This window comes from bacterium, assembly GCA_037143175.1.
Classification (GTDB): Bacteria; Verrucomicrobiota; Kiritimatiellia; order CAIKKV01; family CAITUY01; genus JAABPW01.
In genome coordinates, this window is sequence record JBAWZF010000013.1 from 18,052 (window position 1) to 43,919 (window position 25,868).

Here is a 25,868-nt window from a genome sequence, read left to right on the forward strand (position 1 = left end):
TATAGGGCACCCTCCGGTGCTGTCCAGCACTCTCTGCTTGAAAGCAAAGGAGGGTTCCCGTATTCTTTAACCGTTTTCCATTTGTCGCCGGTTGGCGACTGAACAGCAAGTAAGGAGTATCTAAAGTTATGTCATTGATTGAAAGTATTGTGGCGCGCGAGATTCTTGATTCCCGTGGTAATCCGACTGTCGAGGTGGATATTACCCTTGAGGGCGGTATTGTGGGTCGTGCAGCGGTTCCCTCGGGTGCCTCTACCGGCGAGCATGAGGCTGTGGAGTTGCGCGATGGGGATGCCAAGCGTTATCTTGGAAAAGGGGTCCGTAAAGCGGTTGCCAACGTGAATGTCAAGATTGCGCCCAAATTGATCGGGTGGGATTGCCGCGATCAGGTTGGGATTGACAACATGATGATTGAGCTGGATGGGACCGAGACGAAGGGTAAGTTGGGCGCGAATGCCATTCTGGCCATTTCGTTGGCCAATGCCAAAGCGGCGGCAGAATATTGCGGTCTGCCCCTGTTCAGATATATTGGTGGCGCCAATGCCAAGGTGACCCCGGTCCCCATGATGAATATCATGAATGGTGGCGCGCATTCCGATGCTCCGATCGACATTCAAGAGTTCATGATTATGCCCAAGGGTGCCAAGTCTTTCGCCGAAGCCCTGCGGATGGGTGCGGAAGTCTTTCATGCGTTGAAGAGCGTGTTGAAGGGCTTGAAATTGAGCACAGCTGTGGGTGATGAAGGTGGTTTCGCACCGAAATTGACCAGCAATACCCACGCGTTGGATGTGATCATTGAGGCAATCAAAAAGGCCGGATACAAACCGGGCAAGGATATCTTCCTAGCTCTGGATGTTGCGGCCAGCGAATTCTATGATGCCACCAAGAAGCGTTACATCTTCAAGAAGAGTGATGGCTCCGTTCATACGGCCGACGAAATGGTTGAGTTCTATGCCAAGCTTTGCGAAAAGTATCCTATCATCAGCATCGAAGACGGGATGTCCGAGAATGACTGGGAGGGCTGGAAGAAGCTGAGCGACAGACTTGGCGACAAGATTCAACTGGTCGGCGACGATCTGTTTGTGACCAACACCAAGTTCCTGAAGAAGGGGATTGATCTGGGTATTGCTAATTCCATTCTGGTCAAAGTGAACCAGATTGGGACCCTTACCGAGACCCTGGATGCCATCCGTATGGCCACTCAGGCCGGTTACACGGCGGTGATCAGTCATCGTTCCGGTGAGACCGAAGATGCGACGATCGCGGATATCGCGGTGGCCACTAATGCCGGGCAGATTAAGACCGGTTCACTGTGTCGCACGGATCGCGTTTGCAAATATAACCAACTGCTTCGTATTGAAGAGATGTTGGGGCAGTACGCGATTTATGGCGGCGTGATCTGAGGCTGATAGACGTCATCAAATAAATCAGGGTATTCATCGGTGGACGGTAAACGTCCGCCGATGAACCCGTTTTTTAACGGACGGATATGAATTTCTGGGTATTGGTATATCGATTGGCGTGGATGGTGGTAATTGCCTCCGGGGTGGTTGCCATTGTGTGTATTTTTCTGCCCAAAACCCATAATTACCAAACTTTGCAAAATCGCAAAGAAACGCTGGAGCAGGGAAATGCTGCCATGGAGGCTCGCATCCGGCAGTTTGAGCAGAATCAAAAACGGTTTCGGAGTGACCCTGAGTTTGTTGAACGAAGTGCGCGCGAGCAGGGAATGGCCAAACCGGGTGAAACCATTTTTCGCTTTCCGACAACCAATTCACCCATCCGGAGTGTGCGCCCATGAAAACTTGCTTCCGCTCGATTTTGTTTTGTTTGGCTCTGGCGGCAAGTGTTCTTTTGTCTGGTTCTGGATGTGTTAAAATTGATGCGACGGTTATTATTGACCGAGAGGGCGCTGGCACTTTACGTGCCGTATATGGCATGCCCTCCTACATCATAAAACAGGCGGACTTAGCCCGGGAGTTATCCAGATCCCTGGATCTCGCTGCCGGGAAAACGAATGCTGTGCCTCAGTCGTTGGACATTCCATACCTTTATGACGAGGCGTTGCTAAAGGCTAAATTTGCGGCCATGGCGAAAGAGGGAATCACTGTTGAAGCGCTGAAGCTGCGTGAACAGGGCGGGTGGAAATATGTTGATTTCACTCTCAAGTTCCTGACTTTGGAATCTCTTTTCAAGCAATCATTTTTCAATGATTGTGGAGTGTCTTTAAAGCGGCTGGACGATAAAACATGCAAATTGATCATCACTCTTCCCCCAGTCGGAAATACGCCGGAGGCGGCAAGTGTGTTCACTCAGGAGAGTCTTAATAAACTCACCCCGTTTTTTAATGGATTTCGAGTGGTTACTCGCATGATATTTCCCGGCGAAATTCGTAATAGCAACTCCTTGATAAGTGACACCCGGCGGGTTACCTGGGAGTGGGATTTCGATAAGGATTCACAAGTGCTGGCCCGGTTGGCTCAGAGTAAACTGATCGTAGTATTTGATGCCGCGGAAGCTCGAATTATGGATTTCGAGAAGCCGGTGGCCGTTAGTCCTGGTGATAAAAAATAATCAGGAAATGCAAGTAATGCTTGCGTCGGCAAAAAAATGCCGCTAGATTCTTCCGCTCTTGCTCGGGTGGTGAAATGGCAGACACATCAGTTTGAGGGGCTGATGACCGCAAGGTCGTGTGGGTTCAAGTCCCACCCCGAGCACCACGCTTTGCGCGCAGCGTAACAAGCGCGAACATAACTCCCATGAATTTACTTATCGCCACCGGCAATCGTCATAAATTTACCGAGATTTCCGCCATCCTGGCGGCACCACACCTGGTCTTTCTGAGTTTGAAGCAACTGATTGGCTGTCCCCAGGTGGTTGAGGATGGCGATACCTTTGAAGCTAATGCCATTAAAAAAGCAGTGGTATTGGCTCATTTTAGCGGCATGTGGACACTGGCGGATGACTCAGGGTTGGAGGTCGATGCCTTGCACGGAGCTCCTGGCGTTTATTCTGCACGGTACGCTGGCGAGCCTGCTGATGACCATGCAAACAACGTGAAAATAATCGGGGCAATGGCTGGCGTATCTGATCGGCGGGCCCGGTTCCGTTGCGTTATTGCCTTATCTGACCCCCAGGGGATTACCCGCACTGTCTCAGGCGCTTGCGAGGGGACACTTTTGACCGCCATTCATGGTACGGGTGGGTTTGGGTATGACCCCTTGTTTGCTCCCAATGGGTACGAAAAAACTTTTGCTGAACTTCCTGCAGGAATTAAAAACACTATTTCACATCGGGCAGTTGCCTTGAAAGCGGCAATTGAAGCCTGGCATGATTGTTTTGCGCGCGAGTTGCCCTCCTGGCCGAATTAACAGGAAATTGCCAATGTGACGTATTTTCCGTTAAGTCTGTTGAAATTCGGATTTAATTCCTCTACTATGCGTCGAAATTCAGAACATGATGATCGTGAATGAGGGAGATTAGCAAGGATTGAGGTGGCGCTATGTTTGAACTGAAATACAACCCGGGATATAATACTTTCGATTCAGATTCGTACACGGTACATCTTGAGAATCCGAAGGAGCCAGAGCTGTTTCGACATACTTTTCCGTATGATGAGGTGCCGCGGATTGGCTTCAATCACCGTTTAGTGCCGATGCGGATGCCCAAGGATATTTGGGTCACAGATACAACGTTTCGTGATGGACAGCAGGCGATGCCCCCTTATACCGTCAAACAGGTGGTTGATATCTATAAAATGATGCACCGCCTGGGCGGCCCCAAAGGCTTGATCCGGCAAACTGAATTTTTCCTCTACACCAAAAAAGATCAGCAGGCCGTCGAAGAGATTCAGGCACTCGGCTACAATTTTCCAGAAGTGACGGGGTGGGTGCGAGCCCGGCGCAAGGATCTTGAACTGGCTAAGAAAATGGGTCTCAAGGAAACTGGGATTTTAACCTCCTGTTCGGACTATCACATCTACCTCAAGCTTAAGATGAATCGGCGTGAGGCGATGAAGGAGTACTTGAAGGTTGTCCAGGAGGCTTTGGACGTTGGCATTACTCCCCGTTGTCATTTCGAGGACGCCACTCGTGCTGATTATTATGGGTTTGTCGTTCCGTTCGCTTCAGAATTAATGAAATTGGCGGAGGAATCCAAGAAGGTCATTAAGATCCGCATCTGTGACACCATGGGCCTGGGCGTCCCGTATCCTGGGGCAGCCATGCCACGCTCGGTGCCGGGCTTGATTTATGGCCTGCAATATTATGCCGGGTTCCCGAGTGAATGGCTTGAGTGGCATGGCCATAACGATCTCTATATGGTGAGCGCCAATGCGGTCACAGCATGGCTCTATGGCTGTTCTGCTGCCAATGGCACCCTTCTTGGCATTGGAGAACGGACCGGGAATCCACCTGTGGAGGGTATGGTCATTAATTATCTGCAGTTGCGCGGAAATGACTGCAAGGTAGATACCACGGTTATTACAGAAATTGCGGAATATTTTGAACATGAACTCAAGGTTCAGCTTCCGGTGAATCAACCGTTGGTGGGTAAAAGCTTTAATGTGACCCGTGCCGGCATCCATGCCGATGGACTGCTGAAGAATGAGGAAATTTATAACGTTTTCAATACCGAGAAACTTTTGAATCGGCCTGTTGAACTCGCGGTATCGGATGTCAGCGGCCTAGCAGGAATCGCGCTCTGGACGAAAAAATATTTCCGGAAGGCCAAGACGCATGTCACCAAGAGTGATCCCGGCGTGCAGAAAATCTATGAATGGATGATGACCCAGTATGATGCCGGGCGTACAACGGCGATCACGGATGATGAACTTTTGGAGCAAACCAAGATTCATCTTTCTGACTGGATGAAAGAAAACGGATATGAGTTTTGAAATTGTCACCTTCGGCGATCCCATTCTGAGAGTTGTAGCCGAACCCATTGCCCGTGTGACAGTTGAGTATAAGCGGCTGGTGGACGGCATGATGGAGACCATGCATATGGCCGAAGGGGTCGGGCTTGCCGCTCAGCAGGTTGGCCGGGCCGTTTCGGTTTGTGTGGTGGATATCCCCGTTGAACTGGATGTAGAAGAAGAGGGGGGGGGGCGATTGAATCCAGAGGTCGAAATGCCTCTGGTGATGTTCAACCCCAAGATTATGGATCGTGGCGGCGAACTGGAACGTCGCGATGAGGGGTGCCTGAGTTTTCCGGGCATTCACACCGGCGTACAGCGTGCCGCTGAGGTCGACGTGACGTTTGTGGATTGGAAGGGCGTGGTTCGCAACTTGCATTGTCGTGGACTGTTGGCCCGTGCCGTTCAACACGAGTTGGATCACCTGGCTGGAGTGCTGTTGGTGGACCGGATGTCTCCCGTCAAAAAAATCAGCCTGGCGGGCAAGTTGAAGCGTCTACGGGCGGAGACGGCGGAGCGGATGCAGGGGAAGAAGGCACTGGCTCAGGCAACGTCACGGATATAGCTTCTTCTTTTTTTTGTTTCAAAAATTCTTTTGCCAATGCCCGGTAAGCTTCGGCGCCGCTTGATTTTTCATCATATAGAATAATGGGCTTTCCGTGGCTGGGGGCTTCACTGATCCGGATGTTGCGGGGAATGGCCGCGTGGTACACCTTGTCGCCAAAATGTTTCCGGACTTCCTCAACTACCTGCTGTGCGAGATTCGTGCGGCCGTCATACATGGTCAGAACGATTCCCTCAATGTCCAAAGTCGGATTGGCTCCTGAATCCCGGATCTGGCTGATGAGACGGGTGATGACGCTAAGCCCCTCCAAAGCATAATATTCGCACTGAAGCGGAATAATTACGGATTGGACCGCGGTCAGGGCGTTCATGGTTAGAATTCCGAGAGACGGAGGACAATCCACCAGCACCACATCAAAAGTAGTTGTGGCCAGCAAGGGATCAAGCGCTTCTTTAAACCGGTGGAGATAGCGGTCCAGTCTGGCGATATCTACTTCGGCTCCAGCAAGGTCCACCTCGGAAGGGATGAGGAAGAGGTGCTCCATTGCCGTAGGTTGAACTTTATCTGCTAATTTGCCATGCCCGAGAAGCGCTTCGTATACGCTGCATCCTGGGCTGGGTTGCAGCCCGAGTCCGCTGGTGCTGTTGGCCTGCGGGTCAAGATCAATCAAAAGCACGCGCTGCCGTCGTTCTGCGAGGCAGGCGGCCAGATTGATGGCCGTGGTGGTTTTGCCCACGCCACCTTTCTGGTTCGCCAAAGCTATGATGTGGCACGGCATAAATTATTTGATGATTCCCGCTTTTCGAGCGTAGGGGAAAATTCCGCCCGCTTCAACTACGGGCGCCACAGCGCCCAGATCCTTTAGCGAGTAGCTTTTCCCTGATGGCACATGGATGAGCTTTGAATTTTCTACCTGGATTTCCATCTCATCCCCCGTCTTAAAAAGATCGCAGAGACGGAGAGAGGACTCAAAGGGATACAACTCGCCTGTGGCAATCGCATTACGGAAAAAGATCCGTGCATAAGATTCGGCCACCACGGCCTTGACCCCTGCCGCCCCAAGGCATACGGGTGCGTGTTCTCGGGAGGAACCGCATCCAAAATTGCGTCCGGCAATGATGACCGGGTATTCGGCCTTCATGGCTCCCGGCTTTACAAAAGGAGGATAACTTGCGGGTAGTCCGCATAATGCATACGATCCGAGCTTCGCGTATTCCTCAGGGATCGTGGGGACAAGATTGAGAAATTCAGCGGGGATGATTTGATCCGTATCAATATCATCGCCTAATACGTAAACTGTACCTCGAATTACTTTCATTTTGATTCCTGTGCTTACATGAATTCTCTTGGATCGGTGATACGCCCTCGAATGGCTGAAGCCGCCACGGTTAATGGCGAGGCCAGATAAATCTGGGACAGTTTTGAGCCCATCCGTCCGGGGAAATTCCGGTTGGTGGTACTGATCACCACTTCTTTTCCTGCGGTTCGCCCGTAGGTGTCTGCCGGGCCACCCAGGCATGCCGCACAAGAGGGCGGGGCAATATCCCCGCATCCCGCCGCTGCAAAAATCTCCACGAGCGAAACTCCGTCAATTTGCAGTTTGATCAGTGCTTCCGCCACCTCGACCGTCGCCGGCACCAGAAATGTCGGGATTGTGACTTGCTGACCTTTGAGGATGCGTGCCGCCGCCAAAAAGTCGGTGATCTTCCCGCCCGTGCAGGAGCCAATATAGGCCCGATCCAGTTTGACGTGAGTTCGCTCACGGGCGAGCGCGTAATTGCTTGGGACATGAGGTTCGGCCACGCAAGGCTCCATGGTGGAGGTATCGTAGGTACGGTCGCTGTCATAGCTTGCAGCCGGGTCGCTGTAGACGGCCTCAAACGACTTATTTGTGCGGGCGCGAACATATTCAAATGTTTTCTCGTCTGGCTCAATGATTCCGTTTTTAGCGCCGGCCTCAATGGCCATGTTACAGATCGTCATCCGTTCTTCGACAGACAGTTGCCGGATGGCATCCCCGGTGAATTCCATGGCGCAATAGCTGGCGCCATCGAAGCCGATATCCCCGATAATCTTTAGGATGATATCTTTGCCCATGATATAGGGCGGGACGGTGCCATTAACTTGAAAACGCATGGATTTCGGCACTTTGATCAGGAGCTTACCCGCGCCCATGATGAAGCCGGCATCCGTATTGCCAATGCCGGTGGCAAATGCGCCTAACGCCCCATGCGTACAGGTATGCGAATCCGTGCCAAAGATCACTTCGCCGGGCCGAACATGGCCCTCTTCCGGAAGTGCCACGTGACAGACCCCTTTGTATCTCGCCGTGCTCGGATCATAAAAGTAGGGTATCGACTGTTCATTGACAAAGGTTCGCAGTGTATCCACATTCCGATGCGCTTTTTGATCAGCGGTAAAGATGTAATGGTCGGGGATAATGACTACTTTTGATTTGTCCCAGACTTTCGCGGTGGCTCCGAATTCACGCTGAAACACGCCAATGGTGCCCGGTCCGCAAACGTCGTGGGTAAGCAATATATCCACTTCGACCCAGACATTATCGCCGGGGCCGATGACGCGTTTGCCTGCGGCACGCGCCAGAATTTTCTCTGTTATTGTCATGCCCATGGTATTTACCTCTTTAATTACTTCCGTGCCTGTTTGGCCTTGATGAGCGCAAAAAAACGATCTTCATACTCCGAAAAAAGCCCATGCTTTTGCAACTTAGTTCCAAGCGCATTGATGCGGGCCGGTTGGCGGTTTGCCAGTTGGAAATCAGTTTCAATCTCAAAGCGGATGCCGGCATTGGGGCTAAACATCCGATGGCTTTCCATCTCCTTGACATTGGCCTGGAATGAATTGTTGCTCACCTCAAACATCATTTTCAGGAGCGATACCTCCCACGGTGAGTCAACCCCTGCTACCACGGCGGAGAGGGGTTCGTCTTTTTGACGTACAGCGGTAGCGACACGATCCAGGACCGCATCAAAAGTATCCGTGATGATTTCGTCGTTGATTTCCTCTTTCCGGATCAAAAAGCCGTATTGCAACATCCGGAACTCTTGTGAATGCTCTCTGATCCAATCCAGATAACGCTCCGCCTCGGAACCAAAACCTTCGAGCATGTTCCCGGTAATGGAGGTTGGGGTGATGATCTGAGGCCGTTGGGCCACGATACGCCCCTCTCTGACTCTGATTTTATCGACGAAGTCCATCACTTCACTAACCAGATGGTAGTGAATTATGGTAGCACCAAACGTTTCTAAACGCTGAACTGGAGCCACGACAACACGGGTGTTGTTGATGGCATACCAGAAATCAAATTGACTGGGTGTATTCATAAAGCGGGTCATTATATCAGATTGATGACGGATGGCAAGATTAGCGGGAATCAGGCAACAACTCCACATTAACTCAACTTCGCTCCATTTTGGACAAGAGGATCCATGAAGCTCTGAGCGGCGGATGATAAGGACGAGCCGAAACGCCCTGCCTACGTAAATGCGGGTTTGGCTATGGCTTGTCCGGGCTGGAGCACACATGCCGCAACAATTTCTCCATCCGCGAATCGGAGCTGAAAAGCTGGCAGAGTGGTAGCCGGGGGCGGGCAGATCATCAGAGCTGCGGCGAGCAAATCGCACAAGGACGTGTCAGTAAGTTTACGGCAGGCATCACCCGCCTGAGCCATCCTTTGCAGAGAACCTGCCAAAGGAAATGGGCAAGTTGCATGAGCAAGTGATAGTTGGCGGCCGTGTAGAGACAGTTCCCGGAATCGCGCTGGTCGGGAAGGCTGTCGAACATCGCATTCAGAAACGGAAACCGCTGATTAACCAAGGAAATCAGTTTTGCAGGGAGGGTTTGATAGTCCGGCGCGGGTGCGGGGAGACGCATTTTTTCTTCTTAGCTCTTCCCGTGCCAGGTTCGATAGAGCCTGAAGCATTTCCTTGGCTTGCATCCAGTTGGCTGTCCATTGGCGAACCTTCTCCACCCGCTCTGCGGGCACGTAGAGAGTTCGTGTCTTGCCGGAAGGGCGGTCAGTCAGCTGCCAGCGAATACTCTCGCCACGCCGAACCTGACATAAGCTTTCCTCGACTAGAGGCCCGAGGCTGGCAAGAGTGCGCAGCAATATTCAGTGCGAAGAATTGATAATGTGGAGTTGTTGTGTCTAAAATTACTCGACGGTTACACTTTTGGCCAGATTACGAGGCTGATCAATGGGGCAGTTCCGTATTCTTGCCATGTGGTACGCGAATAACTGGAGGGCCACAACCGTAACAATGGGTGCGGTCAGGTGTGAACATTTCGGGACATGAATGATGGCGTCGACAGGGGCGGAATCGGAGCTGCCATCTGTGACAATTCCAATGACCGGTGCGTGGCGTGCCCGGCATTCCTGAACATTGCTGCTCATCTTCTCCCTGCCGGCAATATCGTTCAACATGGCTATTACGGGAACTGACTCGTCGAGCAGCGCGATAGGGCCATGCTTGAGTTCGGCGGCATGATATCCCTCGGCGTGGATGTAGCTGATTTCCTTGAGCTTCAGGGCGCCTTCCATGGCGACAGGATAAAGACAGCCGCGTCCCAGAAAGAAGAAATCCTTAACCTGGGCATAGCTTTCAGCCGCAGCGATTATTTCATTGTTTCTTGTCAGAACATCCTTGATCAATTCAGGGATCTGGTGGATTTCCTCACAGATTTCCAAGCCCTGTTGGCGCGACAGTCGGCGACAACGCCCGATCTTAAGTGCCAACATCAGCAGCACCGTCAACTGGCAGGTGAACGCCTTGGTGGAGGCGACGCTGATTTCCGGCCCGGCATGCAGGTAGACGCCCCGTCCGGTCTCGCGGGCAATGGTGGAGCCCACCACGTTACAGAGGCCCACAACCAGTGCTCCTTTTTGTTTTGCTTCGCGCACCGCTGCCAGTGTATCGGCGGTCTCTCCGGACTGGCTGATGGCGATGACCAGGTCATGCGGGCGGATGATGGGATTGCGGTAGCGGTATTCGGCGGCTTGTTCGACGTCAGTGGGGAGATCCGCTAATTCTTCAAAGTAATATTTGCCGACCATTCCCGCGTTCAGCGAGGTTCCGCAGCCTAAAATCACCACCCGTTCAATACTTGAGAGTTCCCGTGGCGTGAGCGCCAGGCCCGATAAAATGGCCGTCGCCATCGAATCATCCAGACGACCGCGAATTGTGTTTCTGATGGAGTCCGGTTGCTCATTGATTTCCTTGAGCATGAAATGCTCGTAGCCGCTCTTCTCCGCGGTGCCTGCATCCCAATCAATTTTCGCGATTTCGCGTGAGACCGGCACATTATTTATGTTCCGGATTTCAGCACCCGAGGCCCGGATGATGGCTACATCATTGTCGTCAAGGTAGATGACCTGGCGCGTATAGGCGATGATGGCGGCGACATCGCTGGCGACAATGGTCTCGCCATCACCCACCCCGATGACGAGGGGACTGCCTTTGCGGGCCACTACAATCTGGTCGGGGGTGTCTGATGAAACCACGGCAATTCCGTAGGTGCCTTCAACATGCTTAAGCGCTGCGCATACGGCTTCAAATAGATTTCCCTGGTATAATTCGCCGATCAGGTGAATCAGCACTTCGGTATCGGTTTGCGATTTAAAGGTATGCCCCTTGGCCGCCAACTGATTACGCAGGGCAAGATAATTTTCGATAATGCCATTGTGAACCAGGGCCAGACGGCCGGTTTGGTCGGTATGAGGATGGGCATTTTCTGCCGTCGGGCTGCCATGGGTGGCCCAACGGGTGTGGGCAATGCCGGTGTGTGCCGATTTGAGGAACGTTTCATCCCACTGGGCATGAACTGCCTTTTCGACATTCACGACTTTACCTTTGTCTTTGCGGACGTGGAGCGTATGGTCTGCAATCAACGCGATGCCCGCCGAATCGTAGCCGCGATATTCAAGTCGTTTCAGACCATTGATCAAAACATCGATTGCGCCCTTATTACCAACATAGCCAACAATTCCGCACATGAATACCTCGTAACGTGTTACTGACGTTATTATGTTTATTTTACGACATCTTTACTGACGACGGCACCAGGTAAAGTGCAAATATCCGGCCACAATTTCCGGCCCGGGTAAATGCTGGTGTGAATACCGGTGTGGACTCGATCGCCCATGACGCAACCGAATTTTCTCCGCTTGGTATCCACCAGGCGGCCCTCAATGATGGACTTATGGGTGAGCCCATCATGCCTGAAATTGGAGGTGATCGTGCCGGCCCCGAAATTCACTGCTTCGGCGATGATGGAATCCCCGCAATAACTCAGGTGACCCATGCTGGACCGATCCATGATGATGGAGTTTTTTACTTCCACCGCTTGTCCGACGTGGCAGTTGTCCCCGATGCTTGTGTTCCCCCGGATATAACAATTCGGGCCGATCTTGCAATTTTTACCAATGATCACTGTGCCCTCAATATAAACACCCGGCAGGAGCCGCGACCCTTCGCCCAGCAGAAGCGTCCCGTCATTATGCACGCCAGGAGAGACCCGTGCGCCATTGTTCAGCGTGAGAGCGGTTGTGATGGGGCCGGAAGGGACCGCTTCGCCGCTGAGGCGATACTCTGCGATATGGCTCAGAACCAGTTCATTGATTCGCAGGATATCCCACGGGTAGGCGATCAAAAATGTGTTTTCATCAGTGGGAATGGAGGGCGCTTTCAAAACCGCGTTGGCCGATTCGCCTGTCCAAGCGAGGATAATGCCTCGAGTATTGCGAACCGCCACCGTGCCTTCGGCTTCCAGGAGTGCGGCGAGGAGATCGCGGGAGAGCCACACATCTCCCCGTATGAAGAGCGTGCGATCATCCGAGTCGTTCATGCTGCCGTAACCGGCATCCCTAAGGGTTTCCTGCTGAAGTTCCCCCAAGGGGCGGTTACCCACGCGGCAGGCTGCCAAGGTGCGGGTCGAGGTCAGTGGGTAACAGGTTTCAGGACTTTCGGCATCTAGGAGAATAGCTCTCATGTGACCAGTTCCTTTCGCACGACTGCGCTCAGCACTTCAATCCAGCGCGAGACCTGATCGGCCTGGCGCGCTTCAATCAAAATACGAAGTTTGGGTTCCGTGCCGGAATAACGCACGATCAGTCGACCATCCACTCCCAGATCGCTGGTGCAGGCCTCCATGGCTTCGACCAAATCCGGGATCGCTTCAATCGGTTTGCGCTGCTTGACCTTGATGCTCACCAGTTGCTGGGGGTATTCCTGCATGCATTCTGCCAATTGGGCGAGGGTGGCTCCCTGACGCCGCATCAGACGGAGTATCTGGAGCGCGGTAATAATGCCGTCACCGGTGGTGGCATAATCCATCAGAATGACATGCCCGCTTTTCTCGCCGCCGACATTGGCACCTGTTATCCGCATGCGGTCGATGACGAGTCGGTCCCCCACGTCGGTGATGTCCAACTGAATGCCTGCATTTTTCATGGCCTCATGCAGGCCCATGTTACTCATGGTGGTGGTAACCAGTGTATTGTTTTTCAGCACCCCGCGAGCTTTGAAATCGAGGGCGCACATGGCCAGAATCCGGTCGCCATCCACGACAGTTCCCTGAGCATCGCAGAAAATCACACGGTCTGCATCCCCGTCAAAGGCGATGCCGATATCTGATTGGGTGCTGAGAACGGTTTTGGCAACGACTTCGGGGTGTGTGGCACCGCAAAGGTTGTTAATATTGTAGCCATCCGGCTCCACAAAGGTTTTGGTCACTTTGGCGCCCAGTTCCTTCAGGATCAATGGGGCAATGTGATAAGCGGCCCCGTTGGCGCAATCGACAACGATTTTAAGGCCCTCGAAATTTTCACTTTTGATCGTGCTTTTGGCAAACTCGATGTAACGCCCGCGTGCATCTTCAATGCGGTACGCCTTGCCCATCTGGTCACTGCGGATATGTTCACAACTCAATTCACCGGAGGCAATGTGATTGGTGATGTCGGCCTCAATGGTGTCGGATATCTTAAAGCCGTCGTTGCCGAATATTTTGATCCCATTGTCGTCAAATGGGTTGTGTGAAGCCGTGAGCATGATGCCGACGTCTGCAGCCATTGAACGGGTGAGGTGGGCGACGGCTGGGGTGGGGACTGGGCCCACGAGCATGACGTCCACGCCCATGGCCACCAGGCCGCTGGTGAGGGCGGTTTCGAGCATGTAGCCGGAAAGTCGGGTGTCTTTGCCAATGACAGCCTTGCAGGAGCCATGACCGGAGGCGCCCAGAGTATGACCGAGGGCCTTGCCGATTTGCATCGCAACTTCTGGAGTCACTGGGTAGCGGTTAGCCTGGCCGCGGATGCCATCAGTTCCAAATAAACGTTCCATTGTAAACCCTTTTTCCGTTATTCCGATTCAACCGGAGCTCAAGTAAATGCTGCTCGAAAATACACCGTCTATCGATTTCTTGCAAGCCGGTTAAGAATCCATTTCTCCAGGCTGATAATGGGCAGGATCACAGCGGCAACGAGGGTGGCAAGAATCCAAGCCCTGAGATCCAGGCTGGTGCTATGGAACAGGGTATTCATGAAGGGGAGATAGGTGAAGGCGACCTGCAATAAAAGCAGCCCCCCGATTCCAATCCAGATGGTGGGATTGCTGAACCAGCCCATGCTAGAGAGACTATCCCTCATGCTGCGGCAATGGAGCAGATAAAAAATCTGAAACAGAGTGATGGTGGTGACGGCCATGGTCTGGGCTTCTGCCAATGCCTGTGTGTGAAGTGTGGCATCAATTACCCCATCAAGCCCTCCAACGCGTCGCATATAATCCCAAAGAAAGAGGCCGCAGGTTCCGGACGCCATCACAATTGCAACGATGGCTGTTCTCATGATGATGAAGGTGGAGAATACCGGGGTGTCTTTCGGGCGGGGTTTGCGACGCATGGCAGAGGGCTCCAGAACTTCAAAGGCGATCGGGGCGGAGAGCGCAATGCTGGCAACCAGGTTAATCCACAGAATTTGACTGGGTGCCATGGGAAGGAGTAATTCGGTTCCCAGTTGCGCCACCATGACCGCCGGAAAAAAGAACATCGCGCTGGCCAAGGTCAGTGCGAGACTTAGATTGGTGGGCAGAATGAATGCAAGCGCTTTGATCAGGTTGTCATAAACCCGCCGCCCTTCTTCCACCGCAGCGGCAATTGAGGCAAAATTATCATCGGCCAGTACCACCTTGGAGGCATCTTTGGCGACCGCAGTTCCCGTGATGCCCATGGCGATGCCGATATCGGAACGCTTCAGAGCGGGGGCGTCATTCACGCCGTCACCGGTCATGGCCACCACGTTGCCGTCGGCTTGTAAGGCCTGGACCAGTTTGATTTTATGCTCGGGAGCCACGCGTGCAAAGACATGGCAGCGTCGGGCGGTGGCTATTAGTTCCTCATCCGACAGGGCGTCAAGATCCACACCACGCATCGCCTGATCACCGGGCTTCAAGATTCCCAGTTCACGACCGATAGCGGTGGCGGTGATATGATGGTCGCCGGTGATCATTTTGACAGTAATTCCCGCCCGGTGGCAGACAGCAATGGCGTTGATGGCTTCCTGGCGGGGTGGATCAATCATGCCCATCAGTCCTAGGAGGGAAAAGCCTGATTCGGCCCATTCCGGGGTCAGTTGGGTCATACCCGGGGAAGGGGATCGTCTGGCAAAGGCCAGCACCCGCATGCCTTGTTCGGCCAGCGCTTGATTTGCGGCCTTGATTTCTTGGGTTTCGGCGGCGGAGAGTCCACAGCGTTCAACCACCATTTCCGGTGCCCCTTTGAGGTAGACGGCGTCAATGCCGTTACCCCGGTTGAGTGTGGCCATGTACTTGGTGTCGGACTCAAAGGGGAGGACATCCAGTCGGGGATGGTGCTGGCGCAGATCATTGGCCAGCAAGTCCAGTTTTTGTCCTGCCACGACCAGAGCCGCTTCGGTGGGATCTCCGGTGATGGTCCATTGTTCATCTTCCTGCCGCAAGTCGGAATCGTTACATAATACGCCGGATAGTAGGAGTTCGCGCAAGGTGGCGGGTAGTTCAGTGATAGTTTGGCCATTACACTCCAACGAACCGTTTGGGATATAGCCGATTCCCGAGAGGCGATATTCCTTCCTTTCGCACCACAGGGCCTGAACCGTCATTTCGTTTCGGGTCAGTGTGCCGGTTTTGTCAGAACAGATGACACTCGTGGAACCGAGGGTTTCCACGGCAGGCAAATGCCGGACAACGGCTTGTCGGGCTGCCATGCGGCGTACCCCGATCGCCAGGGCAATGGTAATGATGGCGGGCAGGCCTTCCGGGATCGCGGCGACCGCAAGGGTGATGGCCGTCAGCAGGGCTTCATCGAACTTTGCATGTTTCACGAACACGCCATAGCCAAGTATGATCAGGGATAGGCCCACTACGGCGATGGTGATCCATTTGGTGACTTGGGCCAGTTGTCTGGTTAACGGGGTTTCCAACTGAGTCGTTTGGTTGAGCAAGGCGTTGATACGGCCAAGTTCGGTTTGATTCCCTGTGGCCACCACCACACCGGTGGCGGTACCTTGAGTGACCACGGTGCCGCCGTAGGTCATGCAAAAACGATCTCCCAAGACGGACGCTTTTGTGACAGGGTTCTGATTTTTGAGGGTGGGTACGGATTCGCCGGTAAGGGCCGACTCGTCGACGCGCAGGTTTTTGACCTGCAAGAGGCGCATATCGGCGGGAACACGGTCACCTCCCGTCAGTTGAACTACATCGCCCGGCACCAGGCCAGAGGCCGGCAAGGTATTCAGTCTTTCATCACGCCACACCGTGGTATTTTCCGGGACCATGGCCGAGAGGGCGGCGATGGCTTTTCCTGCGCGATATTCCTGAATAAAACCAATGATCGCGTTAATGACAACCGCGCCAAAGACGACCCCGGAATCGGTATATTTTCGCAGCAACACAGCGATGATGCCGGCGCCGATCAGCAGCCAGGAAATGGGATTATTGATCTGGCGCCAGATCAGCGTCAGTGGGCCATCCACTTTGGCTTGAGCCAGCACGTTGGGTCCATATTGCTCAAGGCGTTTTGCGGCATCGGATGCGCTTAACCCTTGTGACTTACTGGTCAGTGCGTTTAAAGAGTCCTCTCCGCTTTGGGCATGCCAGTCAGGCGGAAGAGCTGTGGATGGCAGATTTTGACTGGGGATCAATGGTGCTAACGTGACTTGTTTCATCGGGTCAATCTATCCTGTGATCAAAGGGACGAAAAGTCTTTTCTTAATCGAGTGACAGAGTAGGGTTAGACCCCATCGATTTGTGTGCTCTGGGTAACTACAATAATCGCATTAAATCATCGTATACATACGTCTTACAGGCATTTGGAGTGAAGATGCCTGAACAGTTATTCATGTACCTTGTGCTTGCGGTTGCGAGCTTGGTTCCGATCGGGACGCTCGAGGCGGCCGGTTCTGCGCCAGTTGTTTTGGGGTCGGTTACCAGTTTTTCGATGCTAGCCGATCGTGCAATCAGCTCAACAGGTGGCGGGATCATTGATGGGAATGTCGGACTGTGTCCTGGTACAGGGGCAAGCATCACTGGTTTGCTGACAAATCAAGTCAACGGAATAATCTATACGGTTGATGGCACTGGACCGCCGGGTTCGGTTGCCAATCCTGGGCTATTAAGCACAGCCAGGGTTGATATGACAACAGCCTACAATGATGCTGCAGGCCGCTTTGCAGATCGAATCACGAAGGCGGGGAATATCGGAGGGGAAACACTCACTCCTGGTCTCTATTGGTCCGCAAGCTCTCTTCAGATAACAGGTGATCTCACTCTTGATGCGGGTGGCGATCCGAATGCTGTTTGGATCTTCCAGATGGGTTCCACGTTGATCACGGCAGCAGGGGCGGGAAACAGCCGGGTTATCCTGACCAATGGTGCGCTTGCCAGAAATGTTTATTGGCAGGTGGGCTCTTCGGTAACAATAGGAACGTTCTCCGAGTTCAAGGGAACCCTGATGGCTGCTGTAGACATTACATTGGATACAAGTTGTACAGTGGAAGGTCGAGCCTTGGCGGGCAGGGATCTTGTATTCAACGGCCAGAGCATCAGTGTGATTGATGTGGATACAGATACTGACCACGACGGAATGCCAGACTGGTGGGAGGTTCAGTATGGACTGAACCGCAACGACGCAACTGATGCAACCACTGACCCGGACGGTGACGAAGTCAATAACCGGGACGAATACGTGAGCGGTACGGCACCGAACGACGCGACTTCTTACCTGCGAATTATGGACGTTCGGCGGAGCGGTACAAATGACGTCGCAGTGTATGTATATTTAGGTAGCAACCGGACTTATCGAATCCTCGGGGCGGAAGCCTCCGCTGCTGTCCGGACTACCTTGGCCACGTTCACCAATAACGAGTCAGGCGTCCAGGTGTGGACGGATCTGAGGGTCGTCGCGACGGCAACGCAGCGCTTCTACCGGATTACAGCGTCCTACGGCACGAACAGCTATACGAATACGGTCAACCCGGACTTTGCGATGATCGTCCCAAATACGCTGCTTGCATGTACGTGGAGTCTCCTGGGTGTGCCCGTGGATCTGGTGCCGCCGGAGAACAATCTGAACGGGGAACTTGGCAGACAACTGGCGGTGGGGTTGGATGCCGCGCTGGATTTTTCCGATTGTTCCGATAGGGTTTACATACCGAATTTGGATGGCACATGGAAGGAATGCCTCCTGGTGATCTTGCCGGACGGAAGTACTAATTGGTGGGACGTAGGGGCGGATACGAATGCGAACGTGATTATCAATCCGGCAGAATCCTTCTGGATCAAACGTTGTTCGCCTACGGCCACTTCGGTCATGACCGTTTGGATTGGCCGCTCGTATACCAACGCACCGCCGATCTTTCTGACGAATGGCTGGACACTGTTCAGTTGGCCTTTGGGCTCACCGGGGTATCATCACAATCTGGGCGCCGCCACCCCGCCCGATCAACTTGGTTTTCTGGCGGCCGGCGCGAAGGGCGGCAAGTCGGGAGCCTACGGGATGGCTGATGGTGATGAACTGTGGGCTTGGAGCGGTACCCGCTGGAATCAGTACTGGCTCATCAGTATCGGTGATACGAACTACGATGGCCGGTGGTGGGACAGCGCTCAGAACCAGTTCGCCGAGTTCTCGCTTGAAACCGGGAAAGGGTACTTTTACAGGCATCGGGGAACTAACGGGTTTTTCTGGACTCCCCTGGAGGCACCGGCACCATGAGCGTCCATTACACACGAGCAATGGCTCTGCTGGCGGCGGGGGTTATGTTTGGCGCAACCGCATTCGCTGGATCAGTCTCGATCAATCAGTCCGGCGTTATCTCTATTTCGTTCAATCCGCAGTATGGCGCGCCCATGCCCGAGTCCGTGGCGGTGGTGGGTGTCACAAATTCGCCAGCGGCAGCTCCAGATGGGCGCAGTCCGGTCTCTTATGTTGTGTTCTCATTTCTGGCTCTCGACTGCGTTCCCGGCAATCTTCAACTCCGTCTGAATTGTCAGAGCGGGAGGCAGTGGATCCGGACGTTACCCTTGCCGACCGTAGGGATCTGGAGGCAGTACATCGTGGAGGTTGACTACTTGGAAGGTTGGACGATTGGGCACTGGAAGACGGAAGCGCTTTTTCAAAGCGACAGCTTGAATATTATTTCGGTAGGTCTCGCCGTGGATCGTGGTGGCAGTACTACGGCCCAGCTTTACATGGCCGTCGATTTCGCTGTGGAGGGGGCTGACTGGGGTACGGCTGATACGGACGGCGACCGGGCCAGTAATGCAGCGGAGGTTATTGCTGGTACCGATCCGTTCGATAAAGCTGATGTTCTGGCGTTAAGGATGTTGGAGAATCCAATTCATAATCAGGGATTTGATGTTGTCTGGGATTCGGCGCCAGACCGTGTCTACACGATATGGCGTGGTACGAACTTAGCGAATGCCTGGGTATCGCAGCAATCGGGTATCCAGGCCAGCGTACCCCGGAATTACTATTGGGATTCCGGGGCCACTGGTTCCGGCCCCTATTTCTATCGCGTTACGGTTGATAACGCGGCGTGGTAAGTGAAGGATTCAATGTGAAAAGAAAGCGAACAAGGGTGATGCTAAGACTTATGCCACGGTTGGTCGCCGCCATGGCAGCAATCGCTGTCCTGAATGCTTACGAGTTATGTGCGAGTCCCATCGTGTTTGAGGGGTGGGATCAGACGGGCAATGTGAGCGGTTGGGTCAATACGATGCCGGACGGTGCCATACTCGTTAATAATTCCGATTACCTCACTATCTCGTTCGCGGAGGTGACCGTTCCATTACCGAACCAGGACGATATCATACGAACCGCTCCCGGGGCTGCCGCCGGGTTCACCGGTGATTATGTAGCCGCGGGCATTCAGTTGCTCACTTTTGAATTTCGAGCGCAGGACTATGCCCCGGATAGTCTTGCCCTATACTTTGCGTCGACATCACGTGTCTGGTCTCTGGCGTTGAGTCCGCCTACAGTTTCCGTCTGGACCAGTTACTCTGTGAGTTTTGATTATGCCGCCGGGTGGACAGGCGGGCCCGGTGCGGATGAGGCCGATTTCATGAGTGATCTAACGGCAGTTGACTGGATCGGTGTCTACATAGGACGTACCTATGCCGGGTGCGATCTTCCCCCGGCCCAACACTACGGTCTCGACTCGTTCTCTGCCCAGATAACGGGGGTTCCTGAGCCTGAGGCCTACGCACTTCTTGTGGTCGCGTTACTTTCCCTGCTGATTGTGTTCCGCGGCGAATTCGAGCGACGGTGTAGGGCCATTATCGTATTTGTGCGGCGTAAAGAAGACTGAGCAGGCCATCTAAAACTTCATGAACGGATTGGTGCGTTTCTCCCGGCCGATGGTGGTTTCAGGACCATGGCCGGGATAGACCGCTGTGTCATCAGGCAGTTTTGCCAGGCGGGCCAGGGATTTCTTCATCAGTTTTTCATCACTCCCATCCAGATCCGTGCGTCCGATGGTGCCCAGGAAGAGGGTGTCGCCTGTGAATATGACTTTCTCATCCGGAAAATAAAAACAGACTCCGCCGGGAGAGTGACCCGGGGTAGCGATGATTTCATAGCGAAGTTCTGCATCCTCGTAATGCTGTCCGTCAGCTAGGAGCCGTTCAATTTTTGTCGGGCGCTCGGGGCTGTCGTAGTAGGGAAGTGCCTGATTCAGATGGCTGAACGCCCAGGATTCATCCAGCGGATGAATTGAAACAGGGGCGGGGAATGTCCGGGTCATTTCAGCCAGTCCCGAGACATGATCCATGTGCCCATGGGTAATCAGATAACCCGCCACCGTGAGTTTATTCTGCCGCACGGTGACCGCGATGATTCCTGCGTCGTCACCGGGGTCGATGACGAGTGCCTGATTGCTTTTTGAAACTGCCAGATAGCAGTTGACCTGAAAAGTGCCGACACTGATGGGAATCACTTTCATGATTTCACCAGGCTTGCAATGGTCACTTCTGCTTCAGTGCGGTCCGTCAGGGTTTTGATCCTGACAGTACCTTTGGTGATATCATCCGGTCCGATAAAAATACCGCGTCGGAAGCCGACCTTGCCGGTACGACTGAAAAAGTGCTTGGGCTTCTCGGCATGTAGCGAAACATCCACATTGGTGCCACCTGCTCTCAAGGAGCGGGCAATTTGGATCGCGGTATCACGCTGGGCCTCTTCCATGTAGGACAGGGCCAGATCTTTTCCGGCACCAGAGTGGGGGGCTTTCCCTTTATCGGCCAGTAATTCGGCAATGACGACATCGCCGAAGCCGAGGCCAACCGCCGTCATGGGTTTCCCTCCTAAATCACCCAGGAGATTGTCGTAACGTCCTCCCCCGAAGATGGCTCGAAGACTCTTCCCCGTATCAAAGCCTTCAAATACAATTCCCGTGTAATAGCTAAGACCGCGGATGACGGAGATATCAAACTTCACCATGTCGCTTGCACCGTAGAGCTTCATGATATCGAAAAAGCTCAGAAAATGTTCCAGTGCGGGGGTTCGTTCGCCCAGTGCTGCAATGACGCTTTCGAGGGTATTGAGTCCGAGGACGCGGAAGGCTGCCTCAATGCTGCCTTCTGAAAGTCCGTTTTCACGCAGGAGTTTGGCGATCTCTTCGTCAGGTATTTTGCCCCGTTTGTCCAGCGCGAGGAAGAGGGCGGAGTGATGTTCACGGGGAATACCGGAATTGGCGAGAATGTCCGACAGCAAGGCTCGACTATTGACGTGAACACAGACATCGTTGTTGTCGAGTCCGAGCAGCTTTAAGGCTTCGATGGCGGCCATCACGACTTCTGCCTCGGCCACCACGGAGGGCTCGCCGACGACATCCATGTTCCACTGATAATGCTCACGCTTGCGGCCACGGGTCATGCGCTCATACCGGAAGCACTGGGCGATAGTAAACCACTTGATCGGAAAGGCCAGTTCGTTTTGTTTGGCGACAATCATCCGGGAGAGGGTGGGGGTCATCTCAGCGCGGAGGGCCAGTTCCCGGTCGCTCTTGTCCTTGAACCAGTAAATCTGATCCTGGATTTCCTCGCCACCTTTACGTTTGAGAAGTTCCAGACTTTCCACAACGCAAGCGTCGTATTGATCAAATCCGAACCGTCGCGCGGCGGTGGTCCAAGCCTCGAAGATGGCACAACGAACCGCCATGTCTTCGGGATAAAAGTCCCGCATGCCGCGGGGAGGGGCAAAACTTATGGGATCCGCCATGGTATTACTGCTTTAAAACGACGGCTTTCATCTGTTTGCCCGGCTTGAACTTAACCACCCGGCGCTCTGGAATGATAACCGTGTTTTCCGGTTTATTCGGATTACGGCCGATGCGTGGCTTTCGGACTTTGATCTCAAAGACCCCGAAATCACGGAATTCAATATTTTCGCCTTTGGCCAAGCTTTCGGTAATGTAGTCTAAGGTTTTCTGGATTACTGAAAAAACCTGTTGTTGAGGGATGCCGACTTCACCGGCAATACGTACGACGAGTTCGCGCTTTGTCATTTGAGTTCTCCTTGAATGGCTTTTTCTATGAAAGATACGGTTTCACTAACAGGGATCATTTGTTTCTCTTTATCGGTCCGGCGTTTCACTTCCACTTTCCCCTCTGTCAATGAACGTTCGCTGATGACGGCCCGGATGGGCAGTCCAATCAAGTCGGCATCCTTGAACTTGACGCCCGGACGTTCGTCCCGGTCATCAAACAAGACCTCGATGCCTTTTGATTCCAGTGTTTTGATGAGTTCTTCTGCAACTCGCATGCTTTCCGCATGGCCGGTATTGGGAACCACCACGCAGACTTTATAGGGGGCCACGGACATGGGCCAGATGATGCCATCGGCGTCGTAGCTCTGTTCAATGATGGCTTGCAAGGTGCGGGTGACGCCGATGCCGTAGCAGCCCATGACACTGATCTGATGATTCCCTTCGGCATCCAGAAAGCCAGCATTGAAGAGTTTGCTGTATTTGGTGCCTAATTTAAATACATGCCCGACCTCAATGCCGCGTTTTCCCCTCATGCGGGTGCCGCAGCGGGGACACTTGTCACCCTCCTTGGCGATGACAAGATCGTGGAAAGCGGTTACCGTGAAGTCACGATCGACCAGGACATTGATGAGATGGCTGTCGGCAATATTAGCACCGGTGGCTGCCACGCGAGGCGTTTGAAGTTCGACATCGGCATAAATGGGGATTTTGAGTCCCACAGGACCAGCATAGCCCACCGGAGCGCCGGTGACTTTGGCGATCGTCTCGTCGTCGGCCAATTGGAGATTGGTGAGCTTGAGAATACGCGTGAGCTTATGTTCGTTAAGTTCACGGTTGCCGGCAACCAGTACCGCAATGGGCTGGCCATCAGCGATATAGATCAACGTTTTGATCAGATCCCAAGGTTTAATTTTAAGGAAGGTCGAGACCTCCTCAATCGTGCGCATGCCCGGGGTTGCCACAACGGACGGGGATTGGTCGGTGGTGGACGTTTTTACGGCCGGCATTTTCCGCTCCGCACGTTCCAGATTTGCCGCATAGGAGCAGGCTTCGCATTCGACGATGCCGTCTTCACCCGAGTCGGCAAGCACCATGAATTCGTGGGAGAAATCCCCGCCGATGGCGCCGGTATCGGCCTCCACCACCTTGGTGCGAAGTCCGCAACGACTGAAGATGCGGACGTAGGCGTCATACATGGCCTGATAGCTGATATCCGCAGCTTCCCAGCTCGCGTCGAAGCTATAAGCGTCCTTCATGATGAATTCCTTGGCGCGCATCAGGCCGAAGCGGGGACGGATCTCGTCCCGGAATTTCGTCTGAACCTGATAGAACGTTTTGGGGAGTTGGCGATAGGAGTTGATCTGCCGGGCGGCGAGATCGGTGATAACCTCCTCATGGGTCGGGCCCAACACCATGTCGCGTTGTTGCCGGTCTTTGATCTTAAACATGGCGTCGCGGAGAACTTCATAGCGACCGGAGGTTTCCCAGATCTCACGGGGCTGAAGCGCTGGCATGAGCACTTCCAAAGCACCGGCGCGATCCATTTCTTCGCGGACAATCCGCTCCACGTTTCGAAGTGCCTTCAGGCCTAGAGGAAGAAAGGTATAGAGCCCGCCGCCGAGTTTCATAATCAAACCCGCCCTCATCATAAGTTTGTGGCTCGGAATTTCAGCATCCTGAGGGGCATCCCGCAGGGTCGGTATCAAAGACTGTGTCCAACGCATAAAATAACTTCCTTTTTGACGAATGAAACGGGCGCATTTGACACAAAGAGAACGAGTTATGCAAGGAAATTGCGAAGTGCTTCTGCCGGATCCATGGTTTCTATGGCGAGATTGAAATTGACTACTCATTATGGAACTGCGATTCATTTAACAATGAAACAAGCGATGAGACAAATGATCTTTCGGGTAGTCCTTCCCTATGTCTTATTTGCCGGGTTGTGGATCATTTTGTCCGACCGTTTCCTGTCCGCCATTTTCACCGATCCCGCGGCGATCTTGTACTGGTCCACTTTCAAGGGATTGGCCTTTGTTGTTGTCACGGCCGTACTGTTGTCTGCCTTGTTGCGAGTAGAAGTCTGGGCCCGTGAACGGGGAAAAGTTGCGATGCAGGCGGTCGAACAACGCCTTGTGGATGTAATCGAGTTTTTACCCGACGCTACCTTTGTGGTGGATCAGGACAAAAAGGTCATTGCCTGGAACCATGCCTGCGAAGTGATGACTGGCGTGAAGAAAGGGGCGTTACTGGGTAAGGGGGATTACGTGTATGCCGAACCGTTTCATGGCGAACGGCACCCGACGTTGATTGATCTCCTGGATCGGCCCTCGATGGAACTGGAGTCCACTTATAAATATGTCCAGCGGAAGGGTGATATGATTTATGCCGAGTTTTTCCTGCCGCATTTGCGAGACGGGGAGGGGGCCCATCTCTGGGGCGTGGCGTCACCTTTGTTTGATCGGAACGGTCGTCGATGCGGGGCGATTGAGGTTGTGCGGGACATCACCGAGCGCAAGCGCGCGGAGGAATCGCGTGATGCGCTGCAGGCTCAACTCATCCAGGCGCAGAAATTGGAATCCATTGGTACCCTCGCCAGTGGGGTGGCACATGAGATCAACAATCCCATCATGGGCATTAAAGGCTACGCCCAGATGATTCTTGAGACGGTGGATGCCGGAAGTTCCGCGGCTGAATTTGCGGAGGGAATCATCAAGGCGTCAGAACGTGTGACCACGATTGTGAAGAATCTGCTGTCCTTTTCCGGATTCGATAAACAGACGCACCAACCGGCACGTCTGGTAGATATTGTTGATGGGACTTTGTCGCTGATTCGAACGGTTCTACGGCATGATCAGATTACATTGGAGGTGAAGGTCCCCGAGGATTTGCCCAAGATCGAATGCCGTAGCCAGCAGATTCAGCAAGTGATTATGAATCTGCTGACCAACGCGCGTGACGCACTGAATGAGAAGTATCCCGAGTATGATGAAAATAAAAAGGTCCTCATCACGGCGAGGGAACTCAGTGCTGTCGAATGCGGAACGATAAAGGTGGAGGGCCCTGTGCCGCGTTCGTGGGTGCGGCTAACGGTTGAGGACCATGGCGCGGGGATTCCTGAATCCGTGCGTGATCGTATTATCGATCCGTTTTTCACCACCAAACCGCGTGAGAAGGGGACCGGACTGGGCCTGTCCATAAGCCACGGGATCATCAAGGATCACGGCGGGGTGTTGGGGTTCGAGAGCGAAGTTGGCCAGGGAACCAAGTTCCATGTTGATTTGCCCGTGGTGTAATTGTTTGTCTGCCGCTGAGGTGCCGCTCGTGTTGACTCAGGCCTTTGGGTGATGTAGATTGCCTGC

At 53.5% G+C, this 25,868-nt stretch carries 23 protein-coding genes and 1 tRNA gene; 11 read left to right on the plus strand and 13 right to left on the minus strand.

Going from position 1 to position 25,868, the window contains the following annotated elements; all coding sequences use genetic code 11:
* Window positions 1-128: 128 nt before the first annotated feature.
* The 7 genes from eno (at window position 129) to def (ending at window position 5,477) form a co-directional block, all read left to right on the plus strand.
* Entirely contained in the window at window positions 129-1,403 is a 1,275-nt protein-coding gene (gene eno / locus WCI03_06435; protein MEI8139488.1) for a phosphopyruvate hydratase, read from the plus strand.
* A gap of 86 nt (window positions 1,404-1,489) precedes the next feature.
* Window positions 1,490-1,801: a septum formation initiator family protein gene (locus WCI03_06440; GenBank protein MEI8139489.1), complete on the plus strand. Its 312-nt coding sequence runs from the start codon at window positions 1,490-1,492 to the stop codon at window positions 1,799-1,801.
* Complete coding sequence (locus tag WCI03_06445) at window positions 1,798-2,574, plus strand: hypothetical protein (GenBank protein ID MEI8139490.1); 777 nt, start codon at window positions 1,798-1,800, stop codon at window positions 2,572-2,574. Before WCI03_06440 ends, WCI03_06445 begins: the two co-directional genes overlap by 4 nt.
* Window positions 2,575-2,634: 60 nt before the next feature.
* Window positions 2,635-2,720, plus strand: a tRNA-Leu gene (locus WCI03_06450).
* A 39-nt stretch (window positions 2,721-2,759) separates the two neighbouring features.
* Window positions 2,760-3,371, plus strand: coding sequence for an RdgB/HAM1 family non-canonical purine NTP pyrophosphatase (rdgB, locus tag WCI03_06455; GenBank protein ID MEI8139491.1), 612 nt, complete (start codon window positions 2,760-2,762; stop codon window positions 3,369-3,371).
* Between the two features lie 131 nt (window positions 3,372-3,502).
* Window positions 3,503-4,894 (plus strand): 2-isopropylmalate synthase, encoded by a 1,392-nt coding sequence (locus WCI03_06460; GenBank protein MEI8139492.1) that lies wholly within the window; start codon window positions 3,503-3,505, stop codon window positions 4,892-4,894.
* Complete coding sequence (def, locus tag WCI03_06465) at window positions 4,884-5,477, plus strand: peptide deformylase (GenBank protein ID MEI8139493.1); 594 nt, start codon at window positions 4,884-4,886, stop codon at window positions 5,475-5,477. The genes WCI03_06460 and def overlap by 11 nt, the downstream gene beginning before the upstream one ends.
* Here the strand turns inward: def and WCI03_06470 are convergent.
* From WCI03_06470 to WCI03_06510, 9 genes are all read right to left on the minus strand, one after another.
* Window positions 5,383-6,255: a ParA family protein gene (locus tag WCI03_06470; protein MEI8139494.1), complete on the minus strand. Its 873-nt coding sequence runs from the start codon at window positions 6,253-6,255 to the stop codon at window positions 5,383-5,385. The two genes, def and WCI03_06470, sit on opposite strands and share 95 nt — an antisense overlap.
* A gap of 3 nt (window positions 6,256-6,258) precedes the next feature.
* Window positions 6,259-6,795 carry a 3-isopropylmalate dehydratase gene (locus WCI03_06475; protein ID MEI8139495.1) on the minus strand — a complete coding sequence of 179 codons (537 nt, stop codon included), beginning with the start codon at window positions 6,793-6,795 and terminating at the stop codon, window positions 6,259-6,261.
* Window positions 6,796-6,809: 14 nt separating this feature from the next.
* Window positions 6,810-8,108: an aconitase/3-isopropylmalate dehydratase large subunit family protein gene (locus WCI03_06480; protein MEI8139496.1), complete on the minus strand. Its 1,299-nt coding sequence runs from the start codon at window positions 8,106-8,108 to the stop codon at window positions 6,810-6,812.
* 17 nt (window positions 8,109-8,125) lie between these two features.
* The gene (locus WCI03_06485; protein ID MEI8139497.1) at window positions 8,126-8,821 is read right to left on the minus strand and encodes a hypothetical protein; all 696 of its coding nucleotides are present in this window, start codon (window positions 8,819-8,821) and stop codon (window positions 8,126-8,128) included.
* 274 nt (window positions 8,822-9,095) lie between these two features.
* A complete protein-coding gene (locus tag WCI03_06490; protein MEI8139498.1) occupies window positions 9,096-9,371 on the minus strand; it encodes a hypothetical protein in 276 nt (91 codons plus the stop codon).
* Window positions 9,372-9,651: 280 nt separating this feature from the next.
* Window positions 9,652-11,490, minus strand: coding sequence for a glutamine--fructose-6-phosphate transaminase (isomerizing) (glmS, locus tag WCI03_06495; GenBank protein ID MEI8139499.1), 1,839 nt, complete (start codon window positions 11,488-11,490; stop codon window positions 9,652-9,654).
* A 35-nt stretch (window positions 11,491-11,525) separates the two neighbouring features.
* The gene (locus WCI03_06500; GenBank protein ID MEI8139500.1) at window positions 11,526-12,485 is read right to left on the minus strand and encodes a DapH/DapD/GlmU-related protein; all 960 of its coding nucleotides are present in this window, start codon (window positions 12,483-12,485) and stop codon (window positions 11,526-11,528) included.
* The gene (gene glmM / locus WCI03_06505; protein ID MEI8139501.1) at window positions 12,482-13,834 is read right to left on the minus strand and encodes a phosphoglucosamine mutase; all 1,353 of its coding nucleotides are present in this window, start codon (window positions 13,832-13,834) and stop codon (window positions 12,482-12,484) included. The genes WCI03_06500 and glmM overlap by 4 nt, the downstream gene beginning before the upstream one ends.
* 68 nt (window positions 13,835-13,902) lie before the next feature.
* A complete protein-coding gene (locus WCI03_06510) occupies window positions 13,903-16,692 on the minus strand; it encodes an HAD-IC family P-type ATPase (protein MEI8139502.1) in 2,790 nt (929 codons plus the stop codon).
* 155 nt (window positions 16,693-16,847) lie between these two features.
* On the opposite strand from WCI03_06510, the gene WCI03_06515 reads away from it, so the two are divergent.
* From WCI03_06515 to WCI03_06525, 3 genes are read left to right on the plus strand one after another with little or no spacing between them, the layout of a single operon-like run.
* Window positions 16,848-18,737, plus strand: coding sequence for an ice-binding family protein (locus WCI03_06515; protein ID MEI8139503.1), 1,890 nt, complete (start codon window positions 16,848-16,850; stop codon window positions 18,735-18,737).
* Entirely contained in the window at window positions 18,734-19,567 is an 834-nt protein-coding gene (locus tag WCI03_06520) for a thrombospondin type 3 repeat-containing protein (protein ID MEI8139504.1), read from the plus strand. The genes WCI03_06515 and WCI03_06520 overlap by 4 nt, the downstream gene beginning before the upstream one ends.
* Window positions 19,568-19,581: 14 nt before the next feature.
* A complete protein-coding gene (locus WCI03_06525) occupies window positions 19,582-20,331 on the plus strand; it encodes a hypothetical protein (GenBank protein ID MEI8139505.1) in 750 nt (249 codons plus the stop codon).
* 9 nt (window positions 20,332-20,340) lie between these two features.
* On the opposite strand, the gene WCI03_06530 is transcribed toward WCI03_06525, so the two are convergent.
* Genes WCI03_06530 through WCI03_06545 form a run of 4 tightly spaced genes read right to left on the minus strand, consistent with a single transcriptional unit; the run spans window position 20,341 to window position 24,233 of the window.
* The gene (locus tag WCI03_06530) at window positions 20,341-20,964 is read right to left on the minus strand and encodes an MBL fold metallo-hydrolase (protein ID MEI8139506.1); all 624 of its coding nucleotides are present in this window, start codon (window positions 20,962-20,964) and stop codon (window positions 20,341-20,343) included.
* A complete protein-coding gene (gene hisS / locus WCI03_06535; GenBank protein MEI8139507.1) occupies window positions 20,961-22,241 on the minus strand; it encodes a histidine--tRNA ligase in 1,281 nt (426 codons plus the stop codon). Before hisS ends, WCI03_06530 begins: the two co-directional genes overlap by 4 nt.
* Before the next feature lie 4 nt (window positions 22,242-22,245).
* Window positions 22,246-22,527: an HU family DNA-binding protein gene (locus WCI03_06540; GenBank protein MEI8139508.1), complete on the minus strand. Its 282-nt coding sequence runs from the start codon at window positions 22,525-22,527 to the stop codon at window positions 22,246-22,248.
* Entirely contained in the window at window positions 22,524-24,233 is a 1,710-nt protein-coding gene (locus WCI03_06545; GenBank protein ID MEI8139509.1) for a proline--tRNA ligase, read from the minus strand. Before WCI03_06545 ends, WCI03_06540 begins: the two co-directional genes overlap by 4 nt.
* Window positions 24,234-24,386: 153 nt before the next feature.
* On the opposite strand from WCI03_06545, the gene WCI03_06550 reads away from it, so the two are divergent.
* Window positions 24,387-25,802 (plus strand): ATP-binding protein, encoded by a 1,416-nt coding sequence (locus tag WCI03_06550; protein ID MEI8139510.1) that lies wholly within the window; start codon window positions 24,387-24,389, stop codon window positions 25,800-25,802.
* Window positions 25,803-25,868: the final 66 nt, after the last annotated feature.

What these genes read in the sequence shown, in the direction of transcription:
- WCI03_06480 (MEI8139496.1), bottom strand. Translation starts at nt 8,108, where the DNA reads ATGGGCATGACAATAACAGAGAAAATTCTGGCGCGTGCCGCAGGCAAA.
- def (MEI8139493.1), top strand. Translation starts at nt 4,884, where the DNA reads ATGAGTTTTGAAATTGTCACCTTCGGCGATCCCATTCTGAGAGTTGTA.
- WCI03_06520 (MEI8139504.1), top strand. Translation starts at nt 18,734, where the DNA reads ATGAGCGTCCATTACACACGAGCAATGGCTCTGCTGGCGGCGGGGGTT.
- WCI03_06530 (MEI8139506.1), bottom strand. Translation starts at nt 20,964, where the DNA reads ATGAAAGTGATTCCCATCAGTGTCGGCACTTTTCAGGTCAACTGCTAT.
- glmS (MEI8139499.1), bottom strand. Translation starts at nt 11,490, where the DNA reads ATGTGCGGAATTGTTGGCTATGTTGGTAATAAGGGCGCAATCGATGTT.
- WCI03_06500 (MEI8139500.1), bottom strand. Translation starts at nt 12,485, where the DNA reads ATGAGAGCTATTCTCCTAGATGCCGAAAGTCCTGAAACCTGTTACCCA.
- rdgB (MEI8139491.1), top strand. Translation starts at nt 2,760, where the DNA reads ATGAATTTACTTATCGCCACCGGCAATCGTCATAAATTTACCGAGATT.
- hisS (MEI8139507.1), bottom strand. Translation starts at nt 22,241, where the DNA reads ATGGCGGATCCCATAAGTTTTGCCCCTCCCCGCGGCATGCGGGACTTT.
- WCI03_06515 (MEI8139503.1), top strand. Translation starts at nt 16,848, where the DNA reads ATGCCTGAACAGTTATTCATGTACCTTGTGCTTGCGGTTGCGAGCTTG.
- WCI03_06440 (MEI8139489.1), top strand. Translation starts at nt 1,490, where the DNA reads ATGAATTTCTGGGTATTGGTATATCGATTGGCGTGGATGGTGGTAATT.
- glmM (MEI8139501.1), bottom strand. Translation starts at nt 13,834, where the DNA reads ATGGAACGTTTATTTGGAACTGATGGCATCCGCGGCCAGGCTAACCGC.
- WCI03_06550 (MEI8139510.1), top strand. Translation starts at nt 24,387, where the DNA reads ATGAAACAAGCGATGAGACAAATGATCTTTCGGGTAGTCCTTCCCTAT.
- WCI03_06445 (MEI8139490.1), top strand. Translation starts at nt 1,798, where the DNA reads ATGAAAACTTGCTTCCGCTCGATTTTGTTTTGTTTGGCTCTGGCGGCA.
- WCI03_06510 (MEI8139502.1), bottom strand. Translation starts at nt 16,692, where the DNA reads ATGAAACAAGTCACGTTAGCACCATTGATCCCCAGTCAAAATCTGCCA.
- WCI03_06470 (MEI8139494.1), bottom strand. Translation starts at nt 6,255, where the DNA reads ATGCCGTGCCACATCATAGCTTTGGCGAACCAGAAAGGTGGCGTGGGC.
- WCI03_06490 (MEI8139498.1), bottom strand. Translation starts at nt 9,371, where the DNA reads ATGCGTCTCCCCGCACCCGCGCCGGACTATCAAACCCTCCCTGCAAAA.
- WCI03_06545 (MEI8139509.1), bottom strand. Translation starts at nt 24,233, where the DNA reads ATGCGTTGGACACAGTCTTTGATACCGACCCTGCGGGATGCCCCTCAG.
- WCI03_06485 (MEI8139497.1), bottom strand. Translation starts at nt 8,821, where the DNA reads ATGAATACACCCAGTCAATTTGATTTCTGGTATGCCATCAACAACACC.
- WCI03_06460 (MEI8139492.1), top strand. Translation starts at nt 3,503, where the DNA reads ATGTTTGAACTGAAATACAACCCGGGATATAATACTTTCGATTCAGAT.
- eno (MEI8139488.1), top strand. Translation starts at nt 129, where the DNA reads ATGTCATTGATTGAAAGTATTGTGGCGCGCGAGATTCTTGATTCCCGT.
- WCI03_06540 (MEI8139508.1), bottom strand. Translation starts at nt 22,527, where the DNA reads ATGACAAAGCGCGAACTCGTCGTACGTATTGCCGGTGAAGTCGGCATC.
- WCI03_06475 (MEI8139495.1), bottom strand. Translation starts at nt 6,795, where the DNA reads ATGAAAGTAATTCGAGGTACAGTTTACGTATTAGGCGATGATATTGAT.